Consider the following 18875-nt stretch of genomic DNA (forward strand, 5'->3'; position numbering starts at 1 on the left):
GAGACCACCATCAAGTCTCTTAAGTCAACTGCATACTCAGACGCCTCAACTGACCGCGCAGACTAGCATCAACGACTTGAGAACCGACTTTGATAATGACGCCACCTAGCAAATTAGGTTCGATGCTAACGGCTAAATCAACCCGCTCAGCACCAGTCATCGCAACGACCTTCTGACGAATCTGATCCTGCTGTGATTCTGACAAGTCAATGGCTGAAGCTACTTCAGCTAGTACAATGCCTCGCAGCTGTCTTAGCAGTTCTTGATAGCGCTGTAAAACTGGGACGATAAATCCAACACGGCCCTTATCAACCAACAGTTTTAGAAAGTTCTTAAAGAGTGGATTCAGATCGCTTGAAATTTCTTCCAACACTCCCTTCTTCGCATCCTCACTCATGAGAGGATTCTTCAAGAACTGCTCAAGCTCTTCCGAAGCCAATAAAAGCTCCAAGACGGCCTGTGCATCTTCACCAAACTGATCTTCAAGGTTCTGATCTTGAGCAAGAGACATCAAGGCCTGAGCATAAGGATCGGAAACTTCTAGAGAAACAGTTGTCGCACTCATAAATAATTAGTCCCCCAGCAGTGCAATACTTTTATCAACCAAAGCAGTCTGAAGATCTGGTGTCAGTCGTGAAGGTAATTCTTCTTCTGCACGCTGCAAAGCTAACTCAGCGATTCGTTGCCTTAGCTCCCGCATCACCTTTTCCTGCTGGAAGGTAACATCCTGATCTGCAGCAGCCTTCATTTTCTCAACGTCAGCTTTTGCCTGCGCTAAAATCTCTTCGCTAACCTTAGACGCATTTTCCTTCGCCGCTGCTACGATCTCTTTCGCTTTGGATTGGGCTTGCGCCAGATTTTCTTCTTGCTGTTTTAACGATTCCTGGGCTTCTTGCTGGCGACGCTCAGCATCCAGAATCGCTTCTTCGATGGAAGAACGACGAGTCGATAAAGTTTTTCCCAGAAATTTACGCCCAAAGTAAAACAGCACACCCCAAATAATCACTAAGTTAATGAGGTTTGTCTCTAGCAGGTCAAAATTTAAGCCAAAACCACTTCCTTCAGTTGCCAGCAGTGAAAGACTAATCATAATTCCTCATTCCCTAACACAATCCAAAGAGTTAAATTCAAATGCTGTAAACGCCCAGCAGCTTACGCGGCACTCAAGAGCTTATCCAACATTTGCTGTGTCAAAGAAGCAACTTGTCCCTCTAAAACTTCAAAAGCCGAAGCTTTTTGTGCATCAATTTCTTTCTGAACCTGCTCCTTATTTGCCTGAGCTTCTTGCTGAGCCGCGGCAATTTGACTACTTGCGACTTTCTCCGCTTCGGCTTGTGCTTCAGCAATAATTGCCTGAGCCTGCCTACGCGATTCAGCAAGCTCTTGCTCATACTGCTGCGCGATCTTTTCAGCCTTAGCCAATTTCTCTTTGGCACCAACAATACTGGAATTTACATAACCATCCCTTTCGTCAATTGCATCTCCCAAGGGACTGTAAAAAACCTTGTTCAATACCACAGCCAAAATGAGGAACTGAATCGCCATCAAAGGGAGGGTGGCATTAATGTCAAAAAGGCCACCACCTTCTTCAACTGCCAGTAGCAACGTCCAACTCATCGCACTCAAACCTTACAGCGTCATTATCTAGAGAAAGTCCAATATTCCAAGGCCTCTCAGCCGAGAAAAATCCCGGCTGAGAGCGATAGCCTCTAGCTAAACGGATTCGCAAAGAGCAAAACCAGAGCTACAACGAGACCATAGATGGTCAGCGCTTCCATGAATGCCAAAGAAAGCAATAAAGTTCCGCGAATTTTACCTTCAGCCTCGGGCTGACGAGCAATACCTTCTACTGCTTGACCAGCTGCAGTACCTTGACCAATGCCCGGGCCAATAGCAGCTAGCCCAACGGCCAATGCAGCAGCAATCACAGATGCAACAGCAACAATAGGTTCCATTTCCTTACCTCAAAGTGTGGATGTTCTACTAAACAACTACAGAATCGAACTTACCATCTGGTTCGCTCTTAAATGTGGCCCTAAGGACCGCCTTGTTGATATTGCGCTTAGAAATCCACGCATCAACTTAGGATCATCTGGATAGCCTGTAAACTATCCATGCTCTTCCTCACCATGGCCTTCTATCGCTTCACCAATGTAAACAGCAGCAAGAGTTGCAAAAATCAGTGCCTGGATGGCGCTCGTAAATAGCCCCAGAATCATGACCGGCAAGGGCACGAATAATGGGACGAGCAGCACCAATACAGCAACCACCAACTCGTCTGCCAGAATGTTTCCAAAGAGACGAAAGCTCAGCGATAAAGGCTTGGTGAAATCTTCCAAAATATTAATGGGCAGAAGGATTGGAGTTGGCTCAATGTAGCGAGCAAAATACCCCAAACCCCGCTTTCTGAATCCTGCATAAAAGTATGCCAAAGAAGTCAGCAAAGCAAGTGCCACGGTCGTATTAATGTCATTAGTTGGTGCAGCCAACTCACCTCCTGGAATGTGGATGAGTTTCCACGGAAGCAGAGCACCTGACCAGTTCGACACAAAAATGAAAAGGAATAGGGTTCCGACAAAAGGCACCCAAGGACGATATTCCTTTTCGCCAATTTGACCTTTTGCCAAATCGCGAATGAACTCCAGGCCATATTCCATAAAGTTTTGCAGACCTGATGGAATACGTTCTATTTTCCGAGTCGCTAACACCGAAAACAAGAGCAACAAAGCAATGACAAACCAAGATGTCATGAAGACTTGGCCGTGGATTTTGAGGCCAGCAATTTCCCAATAAAAATGCTCTCCCACCTCCAACTTAGCCAACAGCAGTGACATCGGCACTAAATCAATCATCTCTAAGCCATTCTTAAGATTTGCACAAAAGGTTGCCGGAAAAATGGTGCTAGACTCTCTTAACCAAGGCTTGAACTGTGTAAAGAAAGCAAAGCTATTTCTCTCCAGGGACAACAGTCCATATGATGTATCCAACAAGGGCAGCCTTGTAAGTTAGAAAGCCTAAAAATACAGGCATAACCTCAAGCTGATTCCATTGGCTAGCAACCAAAACCATTGCCGCGACTAAAGCCAAACGGCTACTGGATATCCGAGTAGAGCTTCTACCTATTGCCTCAACGTTCTTGGATAACATCCTCAAGTAAACCACGCCTGTGCATGCACCAAGCAAATAGTTGAGGCCGATATGCAAAGAATACGTGAAGCAAGTTGCCGCAAAAACCACCCCAGAGAAGGCAATTGTTGTCTTCAGCAACTGTGCCTGCAGCCTGTAAAAGCTGTCCATCGATGCTTCAGAGGAAGATGCGACTTCAGGCTTTTCGGTCTCTACCGCATCAGATATTTCAGAATTGGAAGGAATCTGCACGTAGCTTATCCGGCTAATTCAGAATGTTTGGCCCAGAACCACCGCAGTCTAGCTGTGTTCAAGGCCAAAGCAGATCATATCACGGTAATAATCTTTAATTTTTGCGATATGCCAGATCTACCTAAAAATTGTATGGAATTTGGCTGAAACTCAGATTGATTGCCAGTCGCCCAGTACTACCGAACTCTACCGAACTATCGCTGCGGCTTCTGGCAGCAATCTCAGCGTATGTTGTGCGGGGGGGAGCCCTGGTCTGATTTGAGTGTGACCTCTAATGATTGGTCGGTCACTTTGAGAGGAGTTCGTGATCTATAGCACCCTGCAATTGACAGGCCAGCATGAAGGGTAGTGAGCAGTATGCTCTGCAGTGCCAGTTTATTGCCGATCATGCATAGTGACGCGAACCACCGATTCAGGGATGGGGGCTATTGGCAATATCAATTCTAGGGGGCGCGAGGATGTCGACATGTCTGACCAGTCAGAGTTAAGCTCCAAAGCCTGCTTGCAAATTGGCAATATGGCTTGGGGTGGACATCTTGCCCGTGAGTACAATCCGTAATCCAAGAATTTAAATTCATTTTTTACCTTTACGTCGTGGGTTCAGCGCCTCATCTCCATAAATCTCTACAAGGAATCTGGATTACCTGTCAGGACTAAGCCAATTAAGAACATGCACCGCATGCTAAAGACCTTTTTCACTGCCGCCTAAGCCCCCAAGTTTCTTCTAGGGTTGATGGCGCACTGACGGGCTCAAACCTGGTGGTGACAATCAATGGCCCTGACAGTCATCCCTCAAACGTTACAGAGCTTTACACCTTTCTAATCTTTTGGCGCTGAGCCTTGTAGGATGACGTTTAGCTGAAGAAGCTGCTGATGTTACACAGTTTTTAACATTGACTGGTTTCTATCCCAAATCGTTTTAATCTGAAGTCTGGATCGATCACTTGTTGGTTGATGTCCCAGATTTATTCATTGTTTTTGATCGCCGCTAGGTTTCTTCCTATCACCGTAATTGCGGTGGGTTTTGAGTGCCTGGCGCAATCTGTTTTTGAAGGTTGAGTAGGGAGCCGTTGAGAAAGAATGACTCTAAAAGCTAGTGGCGGGAGCGTTGTGGCGCGCCCCCAGCTGTATCAAACGCTGCCAGTCGCGACTATCTCCCAAGCGGAACAGCAAGACCGCTATATGAGCAAGGGAGAACTGCAGGAACTTGTCGGTTTCTTTAACTCGGGAGGCAAGCGGATTGCGATCGCTGAAGCGCTCACTCGATATTCTGAGTTGATTGTTTCTCAAGCGGCCAACCGAATCTTTACGGGCGGCTCACCGCTGTCTTACTTGGAGCGCCCAGCTGAAAGTGATGCTCCCCAGATGACCATGGGCGGGGAAGTCATGGATGCGGCAGCGGCGACCAAGTTGGGCACTGCCACCTACGTTGATGACGATGGTGGTGGTATTTTCGAGGGATTGCGGTCAATTTTCAGCGTTGGGACGCCTACTGGGCCAATTCCACCTGGATTCCGGCCGATCAATGTCTCTCGTTACGGCCCCAGCAACATGCAGAAATCGTTGCGAGACATGAGCTGGTTTCTGCGATACCTCAGCTACGCAATTGTGGCTGGTGATCCGAATATTATCTCAGTCAACGTTCGGGGTCTGCGAGAAATCATTGAGAATGCTTGCTCGACGGCTGCCACTATCGTGGCAATTCAGACAATGCGGTTTGCGGCTTTACGCTACTTCCGCAGCGATCAAGAAGCAACCGAGATTGTTTCTCAATACTTCGATGTCCTTCTGAGTGAATTCAAGGCTCCGACTCCTTCTAATAAGTTGCGACAGCGGCCTTCGAGTGATCAGCAAGGTCTGGAACTGCCACAAATCTACTTTAATGCGGCTGAGCGGCGACCCAAATATGCGATGAAGCCTGGGCTGTCGATCTTGGAAAAGCAGGACGTTGTCAAAGCAGCTTATCGTCAAGTCTTTGAGCGTGATATTACTCGGGCCTATTCACTGAACCTCAGCGACCTAGAGTCTAAGGTTAAGAATGGCGAAATCTCCATGAAGGAGTTCATTCGTCGTCTGTGTAAGTCGCCTCTGTATCGCAAAAACTTTTTTGAGCCCTATATCAATAGTCGCGCCCTTGAACTGGCGTTCCGTCATATTCTTGGTCGGGCTCCGAGTTCTCGTGAAGAGGTGCAGCAGTATTTCTCCGTCGTGTCCGCTGGTGGTTTGCCAGCGCTGGTTGATGCCTTGGTGGATTCACGGGAGTACGCAGATTACTTCGGTGAAGAGACGGTGCCTTATCTGAGAGGGTTAGGGCAAGAGGCACAAGAATGCCGCAACTGGGGACCCCAGTTTGACTTGTTCAACTACAGTGCACCTTTCCGGAAAGTTCCTCAGTTTATTACGCTGTTTGCGGCTTATGACCAGCCGCTGCCGGATCAGCATGTTTATGGTTCTGGCAACGATCCGTTAGAAATCCAGTTTGGGGCGATCTTCCCCAAAGAGACTCGTAATCCAGATGCGACACCGGCATTCTTTAATAAAGACACTCGCCGCATCTTGATTCGTCGGGGAGCGGGGATTGATAACCAATTGAGTAACCCTGCGGCCCGGCCAAAAGCCCCAGGTTCTTTGGGGCCTAAGGTCTTTAAGCTCGACCAGATACCAGCTACTGGGAATACTCAGGCGAGTGTCCGGTTCTCAGAAACCTCGACGCAGGCTGTAATTAATGCGGCATATCGGCAGGTCTTTGGACGTGACTTGTACGATGGACAAAGGCTGAAGACTGCAGAAATCAAGTTGGAAAATGGCGACATCACGGTTCGTGAGTTTATCCGCAGCTTGGCGAAGTCGGAAGTTTTCCGCAAGATGTATTGGACTTCTTTGTATGTGATGAAGTCGGTTGAGTACATCCATCGGCGTTTGTTAGGGCGTCCTACTTATGGTCGTCAAGAGACTAACAAGTACTTTGATATCTGTGCGAAGAAGGGCTTTTATGCCCTGGTAGACGCCATTATTGACAGCCCAGAATACAATGAGGCTTTTGGGGAAGACACCATTCCCTATGAGCGTTATCTGACCCCTGCTGGGCTATCGATGCGGACAATGCGGGCAACCACAATGGCGGCTCGTGGCATGGCCCAAAACATGCCGGAGGGGATCCCTCGTTTTGTTGAGCTTGGTCAATCTGATAGCGATCGCTCTCAGCCCGATTTGCAAATGCGAGTCGCCCAGGGTGTGAGCCGTCAGCGTCAAGAAACCAAGATCTTCAAACTCACCAATTTGGCCGATAAGCCAGCCTTGAAGGTAATTATTCAAGCGGCTTACCGACAAATTTTTGAGCGCGATATTGCTCCTTACGTGGTGCAGAATGAGTTCACCGCGCTGGAGAGTAAGCTCGGCAACGATGAAATCAATCTGAAAGAGTTCATCGAAGGGTTGGGATGTTCGCAGCTATATCTACGTGAGTTTTACGCTCCTTATCCCAATACGAAAGTGATTGAGTTGGGAACTAAGCACTTCCTGGGTCGAGCCCCTGTTGATCAGGGTGAAATTCGGAAGTACAACCAGATTCTGGCCACGCAAGGTCTGAGGGGCTTTATCCAAGAGATGCTGAGCAACCCAGAATACGCTGAGTGTTTTGGTGAAGACACTGTCCCTTATCGACGCTTCCCCACTTTGCCCGCAGCCAACTTCCCCAACACAGAACGGCTTTACAATCAGTTAACTAAGCAAAATAAGGAACTGGTCGTGCCGAGCTTTGAACCTGTCTAGGCAAAGACACACTTAGCTCTAGGCCGGCTTAATCCATTGCCAGACTTTCGGGCAGGAAACCTTATGTTGTTAAGGTTTGAGGTACTAGAGGGCTTAGGGCTGATTGTTCGTCAACGACCCACCTAAGGTGTTGACTTTTTGGCAGAGATGACCACCTAGCGATCAGGTGATCATCTCTGTTTGTGTACTTTAAAAGCTTCTATGGGCAAGGCTTTGAGAAGATGAGTAGCACTATTACAAAATGTTTCACTCATCCAAGAAGGCGAGTCTGATACCGGACAATAATTCGGTAAGGTGCCTATTACTTAGCAGTTCCAGAGAGCAAATGAGGACTTTACGAAACCTTGCCACTCTTGGCAAAGTAAAGCGTTATTTGTTGTCATGCTGTCAGTTAATGGGCTCAAGTTTTAAGTCGGCAGAGGTGATTTTCACTGCCTCTTAGGAGTAGCTGCTGGCTGTTTAGATTCAGTGATTGCCAGCTATTAATTTGATATCTGGTTACATTTTTCGGAGGAATCCATCCAATGAGCATTGTCACGAAATCCATCGTGAACGCCGATGCAGAGGCCCGTTACCTCAGCCCCGGCGAACTAGACCGTATTAAGTCCTTTGTGACTTCTGGTGAAAAGCGTCTTCGGATCGCTCAGGTTTTGACTGAGTCGCGTGAGCGCATCGTCAAGCAAGCTGGCGATCAAATGTTCCAAAAGCGCCCTGATGTGGTTTCCCCTGGTGGAAATGCATATGGCGAAGAAATGACCGCAACTTGCTTGCGTGACATGGACTATTACCTGCGTCTCATCACTTACGGGGTGGTTGCGGGCGATGTGACCCCCATCGAAGAGATCGGTTTGGTCGGTGTGCGGGAAATGTATAACTCCCTCGGCACTCCCATTCCTGCAGTTGCAGAATCTATTCGCTGCATGAAGGCGGTGGCTTCTGGTTTGTTGTCTAGTGAAGATGCAGCGGAAGCTTCTGCTTACTTTGACTATGTCGTGGGTGCAATGCAGTAATTCTGCAAAGTACTAAGACGTTTTTAACGCAAGTAAGAACATTTAAGGAATCAAATCATGCAAGACGCAATTACTGCAGTCATTAACGCCTCCGATGTGCAGGGCAAGTACCTAGATGGTGGCTCCCTGGACAAGTTGAAGGCTTACTTCCAAACGGGTGAGCTGCGGGTTCGTGCAGCTACCGCGATTAGCGCCAATGCGGCTGATATTGTCAAGGAAGCAGTTGCTAAGTCTCTGCTTTACTCCGATATCACCCGTCCCGGCGGCAATATGTACACCACTCGTCGTTATGCTGCTTGCATTCGCGACTTGGACTACTATCTGCGCTATTCCACTTACGCCATGTTGGCGGGTGATCCTTCTATCTTGGATGAGCGTGTACTGAATGGCTTGAAAGAGACCTACAACTCTCTGGGTGTGCCCATTGGTGCAACTGTGAACGCGATTCAAGCAATGAAGGAAGTCACCGCTGGTTTGGTTGGCGCTGACGCTGGTAAGGAAATGGGCGTCTACTTCGACTACATCTGTTCTGGCTTGAGCTAGACGTAGATCTGAGTAGCTTCGTCTCCCATCTTGTAGATGGGCTCCCGCAGAAACTCTGTCTGGGGTGAGTGTTATTACTAAGAAGTTCTGAGTATGGCATTGGCTTTAGACACAGGCCTTCTGCGGGAGATGTTTCCGGTTTTGAGGGCTTAATCGGTTTTTGCAGACTTTCTGAGTGAAAGCGCGATCGCCTATTAATGCGCCCTTCTCTTTGCTGTCGATTGACATTAGGTTTTAGGAGAGCTGATTAGCCATGCGAATGTTTAAGATTACGGCCTGTGTCCCGAGTCAAACTCGCATTCGCACCCAGCGAGAGTTGCAAAACACCTTTTTCACCAAACTGGTTCCCTACGACAACTGGTTTCGTGAGCAGCAGCGCATCCAAAAAATGGGTGGCAAAATTGTTAAGGTCGAAATGGCAACAGGTAAGCCCGGTACCAACGCCGGATTGCAGTAAGCTTCAAACTTTTGCTTTGGGTAATGTGAGTGATTAAGGCGGGTGTGTGTGATGCATGCCTGCTTTTTTGTGGCTTATGGATAGTGGTGATTGCTCTCCCAAGGGTTCAAGTGGTGATGTGCCGCCATGGATTAGAGCTTGGGGCTGATTATCATGCTTTATTCACAAAATTCACGCTCCCATGGCTAAGGGCTGTGCCAATGGAGCCTCTGGTGTCTTCAAGAGCGAGGCTGGTGCTGTCCCTTGGGGAAAGAATTCGCTAGAGTCAGACCGTTGTTTGTGTATGAGGCGGTCACAATGCAGACCCTACGGTATCCGAACGGTGACACGATGCCGATGATCGGCTTAGGAACCTGGAAGTCGGCTCCTGGAGAAGTGTATGAAGCGGTGAAAGCCGCGCTTAGTCTAGGGTATCGACATATTGACTGTGCGCTCATCTATGGCAATGAGGCCGAGATTGGTCGGGCGCTGGCGGAGTCTCTGCAGTCTGGTATTGTCACCCGTGATGAATTGTGGATTACGTCTAAACTTTGGAACGATTCACACGCGCCTGGGGATGTTCAGGCTGGTTTGAAGCAGACTTTGGCTGATTTGCAGTTAGATTATTTGGATTTGTATCTGATGCACTGGCCTGTGGCGATCAAGTCGGGGGAGGGCTTTCCGCTTACGAAAGAAAAGCTGGTGAGCCTGGAAGAGCTGCCGATCGCGACGACTTGGCAGGCGATGGAGTCTCTGGTGCAAGCGGGCATGACTCGACAGATCGGGGTTTCTAATTTCAGCATTATGAAGCTGCGATCGCTGCTAGACACCGCCACCATTCGCCCGGTGATGAATCAAGTCGAACTGCATCCCTATTTACAACAGACAGATCTGCTGGAGTTCGCACAAGCTCAAAATGTTTTCCTCACGGCCTACTCCCCCTTGGGATCATCCGATCGCCCTGCTTCACTCAAAGCTGATGATGAACCCGTGTTACTAGAAGCCCCAACCATTGTGGAAATTGCCGCCCAGCATCAAGCGACGCCAGCGCAAGTATTGATTCGGTGGGCGATGCAGCGGGGTACGGCAGTGATCCCTAAATCGGTGAATCCGGCCCGGATCGAACAAAATTTAGCGGCTGCCCAGATGACATTGACAGGCGACGATATGGCAGCGATCGCAGCCCTGGATCGCCACCGTCGCTATGTCGATGGCTCTATCTGGGTGGTAGAAGATGGCCCCTACACCCTGGCTAATCTGTGGGACGAATAATTCAGTGAGATAACCCGGCAGCCACAGCCCTACCCTAAACCTTGGCGGTCCAGCACAGCGCTCCCCAAATGGTGAGTGCTATCGGCGCTTATAAACTCAAGACCCAGTCCCGCATCAGCTGATTTACCTGCTGGGGCACTTCATCGTGGGGGCAATGCCCCGCCTGCAAAAAATGTTCCTGAAGTTGGGGATAATGCTGACGAAACTGCTCGCTGCGGCGGCGGGTATCCATCCAGGGGTCGCCTTCTCCCCACAAAATCAAGAGGGGGGCAGACATCTGTGCCAATAAAGCATCGACAGTATCGCCTTTGGGAGATTTGAACACCGACGCAAAGACTTGGGCAGCCCCCAGATCATTAGCTGGCCGCAGAATATCGTCAACTAGTTGGTCAGTGACGACTGTTTGGTCAATATAAACCTGCTGCAGGGTTTTGCGAACGTTACGCCGCTGCCGCACGTATTGAAACAGGAGCCAACTGGGAAATGGCTGGAGCATGAACATCTGGATGGTTTGTCGAATAGCCGTTTGCCAGGGATTAGGGGGTGCTGCGGCTGCGCCGTCTGGAAACGGGCCAGCGCTGTTGAGCAATACCACGCCAGCGACGGACTCGGGATGGTCGGCAGCGACGCATAAGCTGGCATAACCGCCGAGGGAATTACCCGCAATCACGGTGGGGCGGCCAATCATTTCTTGGATGAAGTGATGCAGTTGGTTGCGCCAAAGCTGACCGCTGTATTGCCGATCAGGCTTGGCCGATCGCCCAAAGCCGAGTAAATCGATCGCCCAAACCTCAAAGTCAGCCTGTAACTCATGAATATTTTTGCGCCAGTGGTCAGTGGATGCGCCGAACCCATGTACCAGTAGCAGCGGTGGGCGATCGCCGCGCGGTTCACCCGCTGCGACGTAGTAGATATCATGGCCTTCCCAGGACCAAAACTGCCCCGGCAGTGCCGACACAGCATGAATATTGGGGGCGATCGCGGCAGTCATGAACACTGACCTCTGTAAAGGTATGTAACAATCTGTATCTTACTAATTTTTAGCGAGATGTTGACACGATTAATGGCCTCATCAGTCCCGGCTAACCGAGTGGCTTGAGGTCACCGTCGCCGCGATCGCTCAGTAAAAACGGGAGAATTCTTGGAGAAAAGGGATCAAGCAGTCTATTCTCACAAACAGGCAAACAATCATCTAGGCAAATCGCTTAAAGCATCCCGTTATCGCTATGGCAGCACTCACCCGCACTAAAAAACGTCGTCCCATTATCAGAACGACAGCGCTCTGGTTTGAGCGTTTGGTCGCCGTCCTGGCGGTGATCAATTTCATGCTGGTTCTATTTGATCTCAGCTACATCCGCTTTCGCGACATCTACCTGCGGTTCTTTCCCGAATTTACCCAGTGGTATGGCGAAGTCTTCAAAGGCATCACCCCGGAACGCACCACTGTTAACTATCTCAACACGATTGATAAATTAGAAGAGCAAGTCGCCCAAACTGGCTTGCAATCGGTGCAAGCTCAGTCACTGCTGGCGGATTTGCGGGAACAGAGCAGTGCCATTATCGATGAAGATCCGTTCAGCATTGCTAGCAAATCAGGCACCCTAGAGCGGATCAAAAATAGTGTGCGCGATCGCGTCGAGTTGGAGTCTTCTAAAGCGGCATTCGACACCTTCTGGAGTGAAGACTATCTCACCACCCAAGGGTGGACTCAAGAAATCACCTACTTCAACGAAGACATCGTGCCGTTGTTTGAAACTAACTACTTCCGTGGCATTGGTGAAAATGGTCAGCCTGCCGACTATTTCTTCTGGAAACTGGATATTTGGTTTATCGCCTTTTTCGCCGCCGAAATGCTGTTGCGGTCGCTTTACATCAGCCGCCGCTATAAGAACTACACTTTGCTAGATGCCGTCCTGTTGCGCTGGTACGACTTGCTGTTCTTTCTGCCGTTTTGGCGCTGGCTGCGAGTGATTCCGGTGTCGGTGCGAGTCAATCATTCGCAACTGGTGAACCTGATTCCCCTACGCAATCGCATTAATCGCATCTTCGTGTCCACCTTTGCGGTGGAATTGACGGAAATTGTCGTCTTGCGCATTGTGGATCAAGTGCAAAACCTCATTCGTGATGGTGATGTCGCCAAATGGCTGTTAGCGATCGGCGCAAAAAATCAATACATCGATATCAATGGCGTGGATGAAGTCGAAGCCATTACTTCCAAGCTGACCACGATTACGATTTATCAGGTGTTGCCCCACATCAAACCAGAAGTGGATGCTTGGTTGCAGCACAGTGTCATGCAGGCGCTGAATCAAGCCCCTGGATTTCAGAGCTTTCGCGGTTTGCCCGGCATCGGTAACTTGCCCGAGCAGATTTCACAGCAGGTGATTAGCCAGCTATCGCAAACGCTGTATCAGACAGCGACCGGCGCGATCGAAGATGAGCAAGGAGCGGCTTTGACTCGCGATTTGCTCTCTAAGATTGGTGAGACGCTACGGAACGAGGTGCAGCAAGATAATACGGTGGATGAACTGGAACAGTGGACAGTCGCGTTGTTGGAAGAAATCAAAATCAACTATGTCCAACAGCTTTCGTCTGAGGATATCGATCGCTTACGAGACGAGAATTACAAACTGTATGACTTGACTCAAACCCGACGATGATTGGGGTGTAGCCTTTTAAGGTACCGTCCAGCGATAATCATGCGGCGATTTTGCGTTAGTATTGTAAGCCGAGCGGTTCAAGTTTGATCCGTTCCTTCCTGATACTGAACGTTCTAGGAAGTGGGCTTCGCACCCACTTTTTTTATTGGAGTTTTGTATGGTTCATCCGCTGGTGCCTCAAATCTTGGACTTAGCGACCCCCATCGCTGAGCACCTGGGGTTAGAGGTCGTGGATGCGGTCTTTCAGACGAACCATGCGCCCCCGGTTTTGCGGGTTGATGTGCGCAATCACCAGGCCGAAGATACCAGTTTGGAGGATTGCGCGCACATGAGTCAGTCGCTGGCGGCTGTCCTTGATGAGACTAATCTCATCCCTGATGCCTACGTTCTCGAAGTATCCAGTCCAGGGATTTCAACAACGCTCACCAGCGATCGCGATTTCATGGTCTTCAAAGGCTTTATGGTTGAGGTCAAGCTGACAGAAGTGTATAAAAAGCGCCAAACCTGGATCGGTCAATTACTCAAACGCGACGATGATTATGTTTATTTAACGCGCAAGGGAAAGTCGACTAAATTACCGCGATCGCTCGTCGCCCAGGTGGAGTTGAGCAATCAGGCCATAGAGTAGATCGCTAGAGCCCGACAGACCCAGAGGTCTCTACAGTTAAGTATTACGTGGCTACCGCGATCGCCACTGTTTTTGAGGGAGTTGAGGAAAATCCAGCGATGTCTTTAGTTAGCCTGCCAAAATTAAAAGAAACTATTGATGAAATTAGTGCGCAGCGTAATCTTCCCAAATATGCCGTGGAAAATGCGTTGCGAGAAGCTTTACTCAAAGGGTATGAGCGCTTTCGCCGGACCCATCGGGCCACTGATGGTGCCAACTTTGAGGAAGGCTACTTTGACAATTTTGATATTGAACTCGATATCGAATACGAAGACGAACAAGGATTTCGCGTATTAGCCAGCAAAACCATTGCGGAAGAGGTCGAAAACCCCGATCACCAAATCGCCTTGGCAGAAGTCCTTGAAGTCGCCCCAGAAGCGCAAGTGGGTGACGTGGTGGTACTGGATGTGACCCCCGAGCAGAAAGACTTTGGCCGCATGGCCGCCATCCAAACCAAGCAAGTGCTCGCGCAAAAGCTCCGCGACCAACAGCGCAAACTCATCCAGGAAGAGTTCCAAGATTTAGAAGGCACAGTGCTCACCGCCAAGGTGCAGCGGTTCGAGCGCCAGTCCGTCATCATGACCGTCAGCAGCGGTACCGGGCAGCCAGAAGTGGAGGCCGAGTTGCTCAAGCGCGACCAACTGCCCAATGATAATTATCGCCCTAACTCCCAGTTCCGTGCCGTGCTGAAAAAGGTTTCGGAAGGGTCGCATCGCGGGCCACAGCTCTTGGTGTCTCGGGCCGATGCGGCCTTGGTGGTGGAGCTATTCTCCAACGAAGTGCCCGAAATTGAGGATGAAATCGTCCGCATTGTCGCTGTCGCTCGGGAAGCGAGTCCGCCCTCGCGATCGGTGGGGCCACGCACCAAAATTGCCGTTGATACCGCCGAACGAGACGTTGATCCGGTGGGAGCCTGTATCGGGGCGCGGGGCTCCCGGATTCAAGCAGTGGTGAGTGAACTACGCGGCGAAAAAATTGACGTGATCCGCTACTCGCTCGACCCCGCTACTTACATTGCGAATGCCCTGAGCCCAGCACGGGTGGATGAAGTGCGCCTGATGAATCCTGAAGATCGGCAAGCCCATGTGCTGGTGCCTGAGGATCAGCTCAGCTTAGCCATTGGTAAAGAAGGGCAAAATGTCCGCTTGGCCGCTAAGTTGACGGGCTGGAAAATCGACATCAAAGACACGGCGAAATATGACTATGCCGAAGAAGACCGCAAACTCACTGAGCAACTAGCGGCGAGGCAAGCGGAAGAAGCGGCTCGCGAAGCGGCGGCAGCGGCCCGCCGAGAAGAGGAAGAGGCGCGGCAGGCGTCTAAAGCGGCCCGTTTGGCAGCGATCGCGGCCGCCGCTGAAGAGGAAGACGCGCGGGAAGCAGCGGAAGCCGCTGCCTTAGCGGCCGCCAACGGTCAAACTGAGGCCACATTGACAGATGATCCGGACACAACGGCAACAGAAGAGTCACCAGCCGCTACCATGGAAAAAGGCTCGGAAGAGAACTCAGCGGAAGCCACTGCCACTTCGGTCGAGGATGAAGCCTCAGAGCCCGCAGCTTCCGCAGATGATGAGTTGACGGCAGAAGTCGCCCAAGAGGAGGAATGAGCTTTCCTTTACTAACGTCATGAAACCTAATCATCGACGCTGTGTAAGTTGTCGTAAGATCGCACCTAAGTCAGCACTGTGGCGGGTAGTCCGTCAGTATGGTGCTGGCACGGTTCAGGTCAATCAAGGGATGGGACGCTCGGCTTACCTTTGCCCCAATGTCACCTGTTTAAGTCTGGCGCAAAAGAAAAATCGCCTAAGCAGATCATTGAGAGCGCCAGTCCCCCAAGCAATTTACCAGCAGCTGGGACGACGACTGCAATCGGCATCTCATCAAGGGGCAACCTCTAGTAGCACTGCCACTTGCGACTAACCCTCTATACTCTTAAGACATTTCGCTGAAATGTGCGGCCTACTGTTAGGTGCGCTATTGTAAGAGGCTGATAGGGCAACGCCCTAGCGGTTGTAAGTGCATGACGAAAGAGTTGATAGCTTCAACTTTTTGAAGTTATAGACCTGATTTTGATAGCTTGAATTTCGGAACTGCGGCTACCTGCCACAGCGAGTCAATGTAAGGTTTGTCTAACAAAGCAGGTTTGTTTATGAAATAACGATATTGGCGAGGGAGATTTGAATGAACAACGGCAAAGTCAGAATATACGAATTATCAAAGGATCTTGGCTTGGAAAACAAGGATATTCTGACCATCTGTGAACGGTTGGAGATTGCTGCCAAAAGCCACAGCAGCACCATCGCGGGTGAGGATGCCCAACGCATTCGCAATGAGGTCAAGGAGACCTCTGGGAAACTGTTGAGCAAGCCCACTAAGCCCTCGCCACCCCGGCCTCGTAAGCCTGCTGCGAAAGGCAATGAAACGCCCCGCCCGAAGAAGCAGCAAATTTTAGAGATTCGTCGTCATCGTCCCAAGTCGGCAGTGGCTCCGACGCCTCCTGAGGCCTCGCCACCAGCAGCTAATGCGGCGGAAGAATCTTCAGCCCCAGTCGAGCTTAGCCGTCCGGCGACGCCGACTACCTTGTCTAAGCCCAAGCTTAAGCGACCTGGTAGTTCGCCCGAGCCTGAGGAGCTAGCCGGTCCCCCAGCAATGCCAGCCGCTAAGGCTGACATGCAGCCCCCTGTGAAACCCGAGGCACCCTCCGCACCCTCGCCAGCGAAGCCTGATTTGGAACTGGTTGGGCCGCCCGAAAGACCGACCAAACCGGCCAAGCCGACTCGGCCCGTTTTGAAGAAACGCGATCGCTCGGATGCGCGCGGTGATGATGATGGGCAACCCAAGCGGATTGAAATTCGCGAAATTGATGACGATGATGAAGCAACACTGCTGAAGCCTAAGCCCGAGCTTAAACGACCTCGGCCAAAGCGCTCTGAAGCCCTGAATGAGGCCAGCGAATCAGCGGATGAGGACAACACGTCAGCCCCTGATTCGGCCACTGAAGAGCCTATCCTACGCCGTCCCTCGCCCCCGCGCCACAAGCGTAAGACTAAAGAGCGCGAGGACGACGAGCAAGAACAGCAGAAGACAACTAAGAAGACCAAGCGACGGGGCAATGATCTCCTCAAGGATCAGGAAGAGGAAATCCTGGCTGATCTTGACGAGGTGACGGGGGAAAACAGTAGCAACGGTGCGACCGCTGCCCTGAGTATGTCCCTCGCGCGGCCGCCAAAACCCAAGTCAAAGGGTGGTGGCCCTAAACCTGTCAGCACGCCTAAATCTCACAAGCCCCAGCAGCGCGATAGCAGTCGCAGTCAGCGGCGCGATCGCCGTAATCAGAATAATGAGCCCGAGCGGCCTGAAATGATTACGTTGAGGGGTGGTTTGTCCGTCCATGAATTGGCGGATCAGATCCTCGTGCCCGAAACGGAAATCATTAAGCTACTTTTCTTCAAAGGAATTGCGACCAATATCAACCAAACCTTGGATGTCGAAACGGCCAAGATGGTGGCAGAAGAGTTTGAAATCCTAGTGGAAACTGCTGAACTTGAATCGGAGGCGAAGAAAGTCACCGAGATGCTCTCGGCGGCAGATTTGGAGAACCTGTCGAAGCGACCCCCAGTCGTGACGATCATGGGCCACGTTGACCATGGTAAAACTACGCTGCTGGACTCAATTCGACAAACTAAAGTCGCTCAAGGGGAAGCGGGTGGCATTACCCAGCACATCGGTGCTTACCACGTTGATGTGGAGCATGATGGCAATAAACAGCAGATTGTCTTTCTCGATACACCGGGGCACGAAGCCTTTACCGCGATGCGAGCCCGGGGAACGCGAGTCACTGACATTGCGATTTTGGTGGTTGCCGCTGATGATGGTGTCCGGCCCCAGACGATCGAAGCCATCAGTCACGCGAAGGCCGCAGAAGTACCTATCGTGGTGGCGATCAACAAGATTGATAAAGAGTCGGCTCAGCCGGATCGCGTTAAGCAGGAGCTGATGGAACATGGTCTAGTCCCAGAAGAATGGGGCGGTGACACCATCACGGTGCCGGTAAGTGCCATTAATGGCGATAACCTCGACACCCTGCTGGAAATGATTCTCTTGGTGTCGGAAGTTGAAGACTTGCACGCCAACCCGGATAGTTTGGCCAAAGGCACGATCATTGAGGCCAACCTGGACAAAGCCCGTGGCCCGGTGGCTTCCTTGCTGGTGCAAAATGGCACCCTACGAGTCGGGGATAGCGTCGTGGCGGGTTCCGTCTTTGGTAAAGTCCGGGCTATGATCGGCGATCGCGGCGATCGCGTCAAAGAAGCCACGCCATCCTTTGCGGTGGAGGTGCTTGGTCTCAATGATGTGCCGGCCGCTGGGGATGAGTTTGAAGTGTTTGCGGATGAGCGCGAGGCTCGCAGTGTCGCGAATTCTCGTTCCGATGAACAGCGCCGTTCTCGTTTGCAACAGGCTATGGCGTCTCGCCGGGTCACTTTAAGCAGCTTGTCAGCTCAGGCGCAAGAAGGTGAACTCAAAGAGCTGAACATCATTCTGAAAGGGGATGTTCAGGGTTCAGTCGAAGCAATTTTGGCCGCGCTGCAGCAAATGCCTCAAAATGAGGTGCAGATTCGCGTATTGCTAGGGGCTCCTGGCGAAATTAGTGAAACGGATGTCGATCTGGCTGCGGCTAGCGGTGCCGTGCTGATTGGCTTTAACACAACCTTGGCCTCGGGGGCGCGTCAAGCGGCTGATCGCCAAGGCGTAGATGTCCGTGACTATGACATCATCTATAACCTCTTGGATGATATTCAAGGGGCAATGGAAGGTTTGTTGGAACCGGAACTGGTCGAGGAGCCCTTGGGGGCAGTCGAAGTTCGGGCCGTGTTCTCAGTGCGCAAGGGCACGATAGCGGGCTCTTATGTCACAGAAGGTAAAGTGACTCGCAACTGCCGGATTCGGGTTCTCCGCGGCAATGAGGTGGTCTATCAAGGCACCCTTGATTCCCTCAAGCGGATGAAAGATGATGTCAAAGAAGTGGCCTCGGGCTTTGAATGTGGTATCGGTGTAGATAACTTTAACGGTTGGCAAGAAGGCGATCGCATTGAAGCCTTTAAGCTTGTCACTCAACGCCGTAAACTGTCACCGGTATAACC

At 50.8% G+C, this 18875-nt stretch carries 17 protein-coding genes; 10 read left to right on the plus strand and 7 right to left on the minus strand.

Annotated elements, in window-relative coordinates; translation table 11 throughout:
- Window positions 1-19: 19 nt before the first annotated feature.
- The 6 genes from atpH to JUK32_RS25385 all read right to left on the minus strand — a co-directional run bounded on the left by atpH (window position 20) and on the right by JUK32_RS25385 (window position 3378).
- Complete coding sequence (gene atpH, locus JUK32_RS25360; protein ID WP_204141660.1) at window positions 20-565, minus strand: ATP synthase F1 subunit delta; 546 nt, start codon at window positions 563-565, stop codon at window positions 20-22.
- A 6-nt stretch (window positions 566-571) separates the two neighbouring features.
- Window positions 572-1090 (minus strand): F0F1 ATP synthase subunit B, encoded by a 519-nt coding sequence (locus tag JUK32_RS25365; RefSeq protein ID WP_204141661.1) that lies wholly within the window; start codon window positions 1088-1090, stop codon window positions 572-574.
- Window positions 1091-1152: 62 nt separating this feature from the next.
- Window positions 1153-1617 carry a F0F1 ATP synthase subunit B' gene (locus JUK32_RS25370; protein WP_204141662.1) on the minus strand — a complete coding sequence of 155 codons (465 nt, stop codon included), beginning with the start codon at window positions 1615-1617 and terminating at the stop codon, window positions 1153-1155.
- A gap of 92 nt (window positions 1618-1709) precedes the next feature.
- Entirely contained in the window at window positions 1710-1955 is a 246-nt protein-coding gene (gene atpE, locus JUK32_RS25375) for an ATP synthase F0 subunit C (RefSeq protein WP_039725670.1), read from the minus strand.
- Between the two features lie 153 nt (window positions 1956-2108).
- The gene (gene atpB / locus JUK32_RS25380; protein WP_204141663.1) at window positions 2109-2852 is read right to left on the minus strand and encodes a F0F1 ATP synthase subunit A; all 744 of its coding nucleotides are present in this window, start codon (window positions 2850-2852) and stop codon (window positions 2109-2111) included.
- Window positions 2853-2946: 94 nt separating this feature from the next.
- The gene (locus JUK32_RS25385) at window positions 2947-3378 is read right to left on the minus strand and encodes an ATP synthase subunit I (RefSeq protein WP_309224637.1); all 432 of its coding nucleotides are present in this window, start codon (window positions 3376-3378) and stop codon (window positions 2947-2949) included.
- A gap of 1080 nt (window positions 3379-4458) precedes the next feature.
- Between JUK32_RS25385 and JUK32_RS25390 the strand changes: the two genes are divergently transcribed.
- The 5 genes from JUK32_RS25390 to JUK32_RS25410 all read left to right on the plus strand — a co-directional run bounded on the left by JUK32_RS25390 (window position 4459) and on the right by JUK32_RS25410 (window position 10410).
- Window positions 4459-7149 (plus strand): phycobilisome rod-core linker polypeptide, encoded by a 2691-nt coding sequence (locus JUK32_RS25390; protein ID WP_204141664.1) that lies wholly within the window; start codon window positions 4459-4461, stop codon window positions 7147-7149.
- A 524-nt stretch (window positions 7150-7673) separates the two neighbouring features.
- Window positions 7674-8159, plus strand: a complete 486-nt coding sequence (gene apcA / locus JUK32_RS25395; RefSeq protein ID WP_204141665.1) for an allophycocyanin subunit alpha — start codon at window positions 7674-7676, stop codon at window positions 8157-8159.
- Between the two features lie 57 nt (window positions 8160-8216).
- On the plus strand, window positions 8217-8702 hold the full coding sequence (gene apcB / locus JUK32_RS25400) for an allophycocyanin subunit beta (protein WP_204141666.1): 486 nt from the start codon (window positions 8217-8219) through the stop codon (window positions 8700-8702).
- A 253-nt stretch (window positions 8703-8955) separates the two neighbouring features.
- Window positions 8956-9159, plus strand: a complete 204-nt coding sequence (locus JUK32_RS25405) for a phycobilisome linker polypeptide (protein WP_204141667.1) — start codon at window positions 8956-8958, stop codon at window positions 9157-9159.
- Window positions 9160-9456: 297 nt separating this feature from the next.
- Entirely contained in the window at window positions 9457-10410 is a 954-nt protein-coding gene (locus tag JUK32_RS25410; RefSeq protein WP_239113071.1) for an aldo/keto reductase, read from the plus strand.
- Between the two features lie 88 nt (window positions 10411-10498).
- Here JUK32_RS25410 and JUK32_RS25415 read toward each other — a convergent pair whose 3' ends face one another.
- Complete coding sequence (locus JUK32_RS25415; protein WP_204141668.1) at window positions 10499-11401, minus strand: alpha/beta fold hydrolase; 903 nt, start codon at window positions 11399-11401, stop codon at window positions 10499-10501.
- Between the two features lie 235 nt (window positions 11402-11636).
- Here JUK32_RS25415 and JUK32_RS25420 point away from each other — a divergent pair, with 235 nt between their 5' ends.
- The 5 genes from JUK32_RS25420 to infB all read left to right on the plus strand — a co-directional run bounded on the left by JUK32_RS25420 (window position 11637) and on the right by infB (window position 18873).
- On the plus strand, window positions 11637-13070 hold the full coding sequence (locus tag JUK32_RS25420; protein ID WP_204141669.1) for a hypothetical protein: 1434 nt from the start codon (window positions 11637-11639) through the stop codon (window positions 13068-13070).
- Window positions 13071-13227: 157 nt separating this feature from the next.
- Window positions 13228-13698 (plus strand): ribosome maturation factor RimP, encoded by a 471-nt coding sequence (rimP, locus tag JUK32_RS25425; protein WP_204141670.1) that lies wholly within the window; start codon window positions 13228-13230, stop codon window positions 13696-13698.
- A 98-nt stretch (window positions 13699-13796) separates the two neighbouring features.
- Complete coding sequence (gene nusA / locus JUK32_RS25430) at window positions 13797-15341, plus strand: transcription termination factor NusA (protein WP_204141671.1); 1545 nt, start codon at window positions 13797-13799, stop codon at window positions 15339-15341.
- Window positions 15342-15360: 19 nt separating this feature from the next.
- Entirely contained in the window at window positions 15361-15654 is a 294-nt protein-coding gene (locus tag JUK32_RS25435; RefSeq protein ID WP_204141672.1) for a YlxR family protein, read from the plus strand.
- Window positions 15655-15915: 261 nt separating this feature from the next.
- Entirely contained in the window at window positions 15916-18873 is a 2958-nt protein-coding gene (gene infB / locus JUK32_RS25440) for a translation initiation factor IF-2 (RefSeq protein ID WP_204141673.1), read from the plus strand.
- Window positions 18874-18875: the final 2 nt, after the last annotated feature.

Source organism: Halomicronema sp. CCY15110 (assembly GCF_016888165.1).
Taxonomy (GTDB): Bacteria; Cyanobacteriota; Cyanobacteriia; order Phormidesmidales; family Phormidesmidaceae; genus Halomicronema.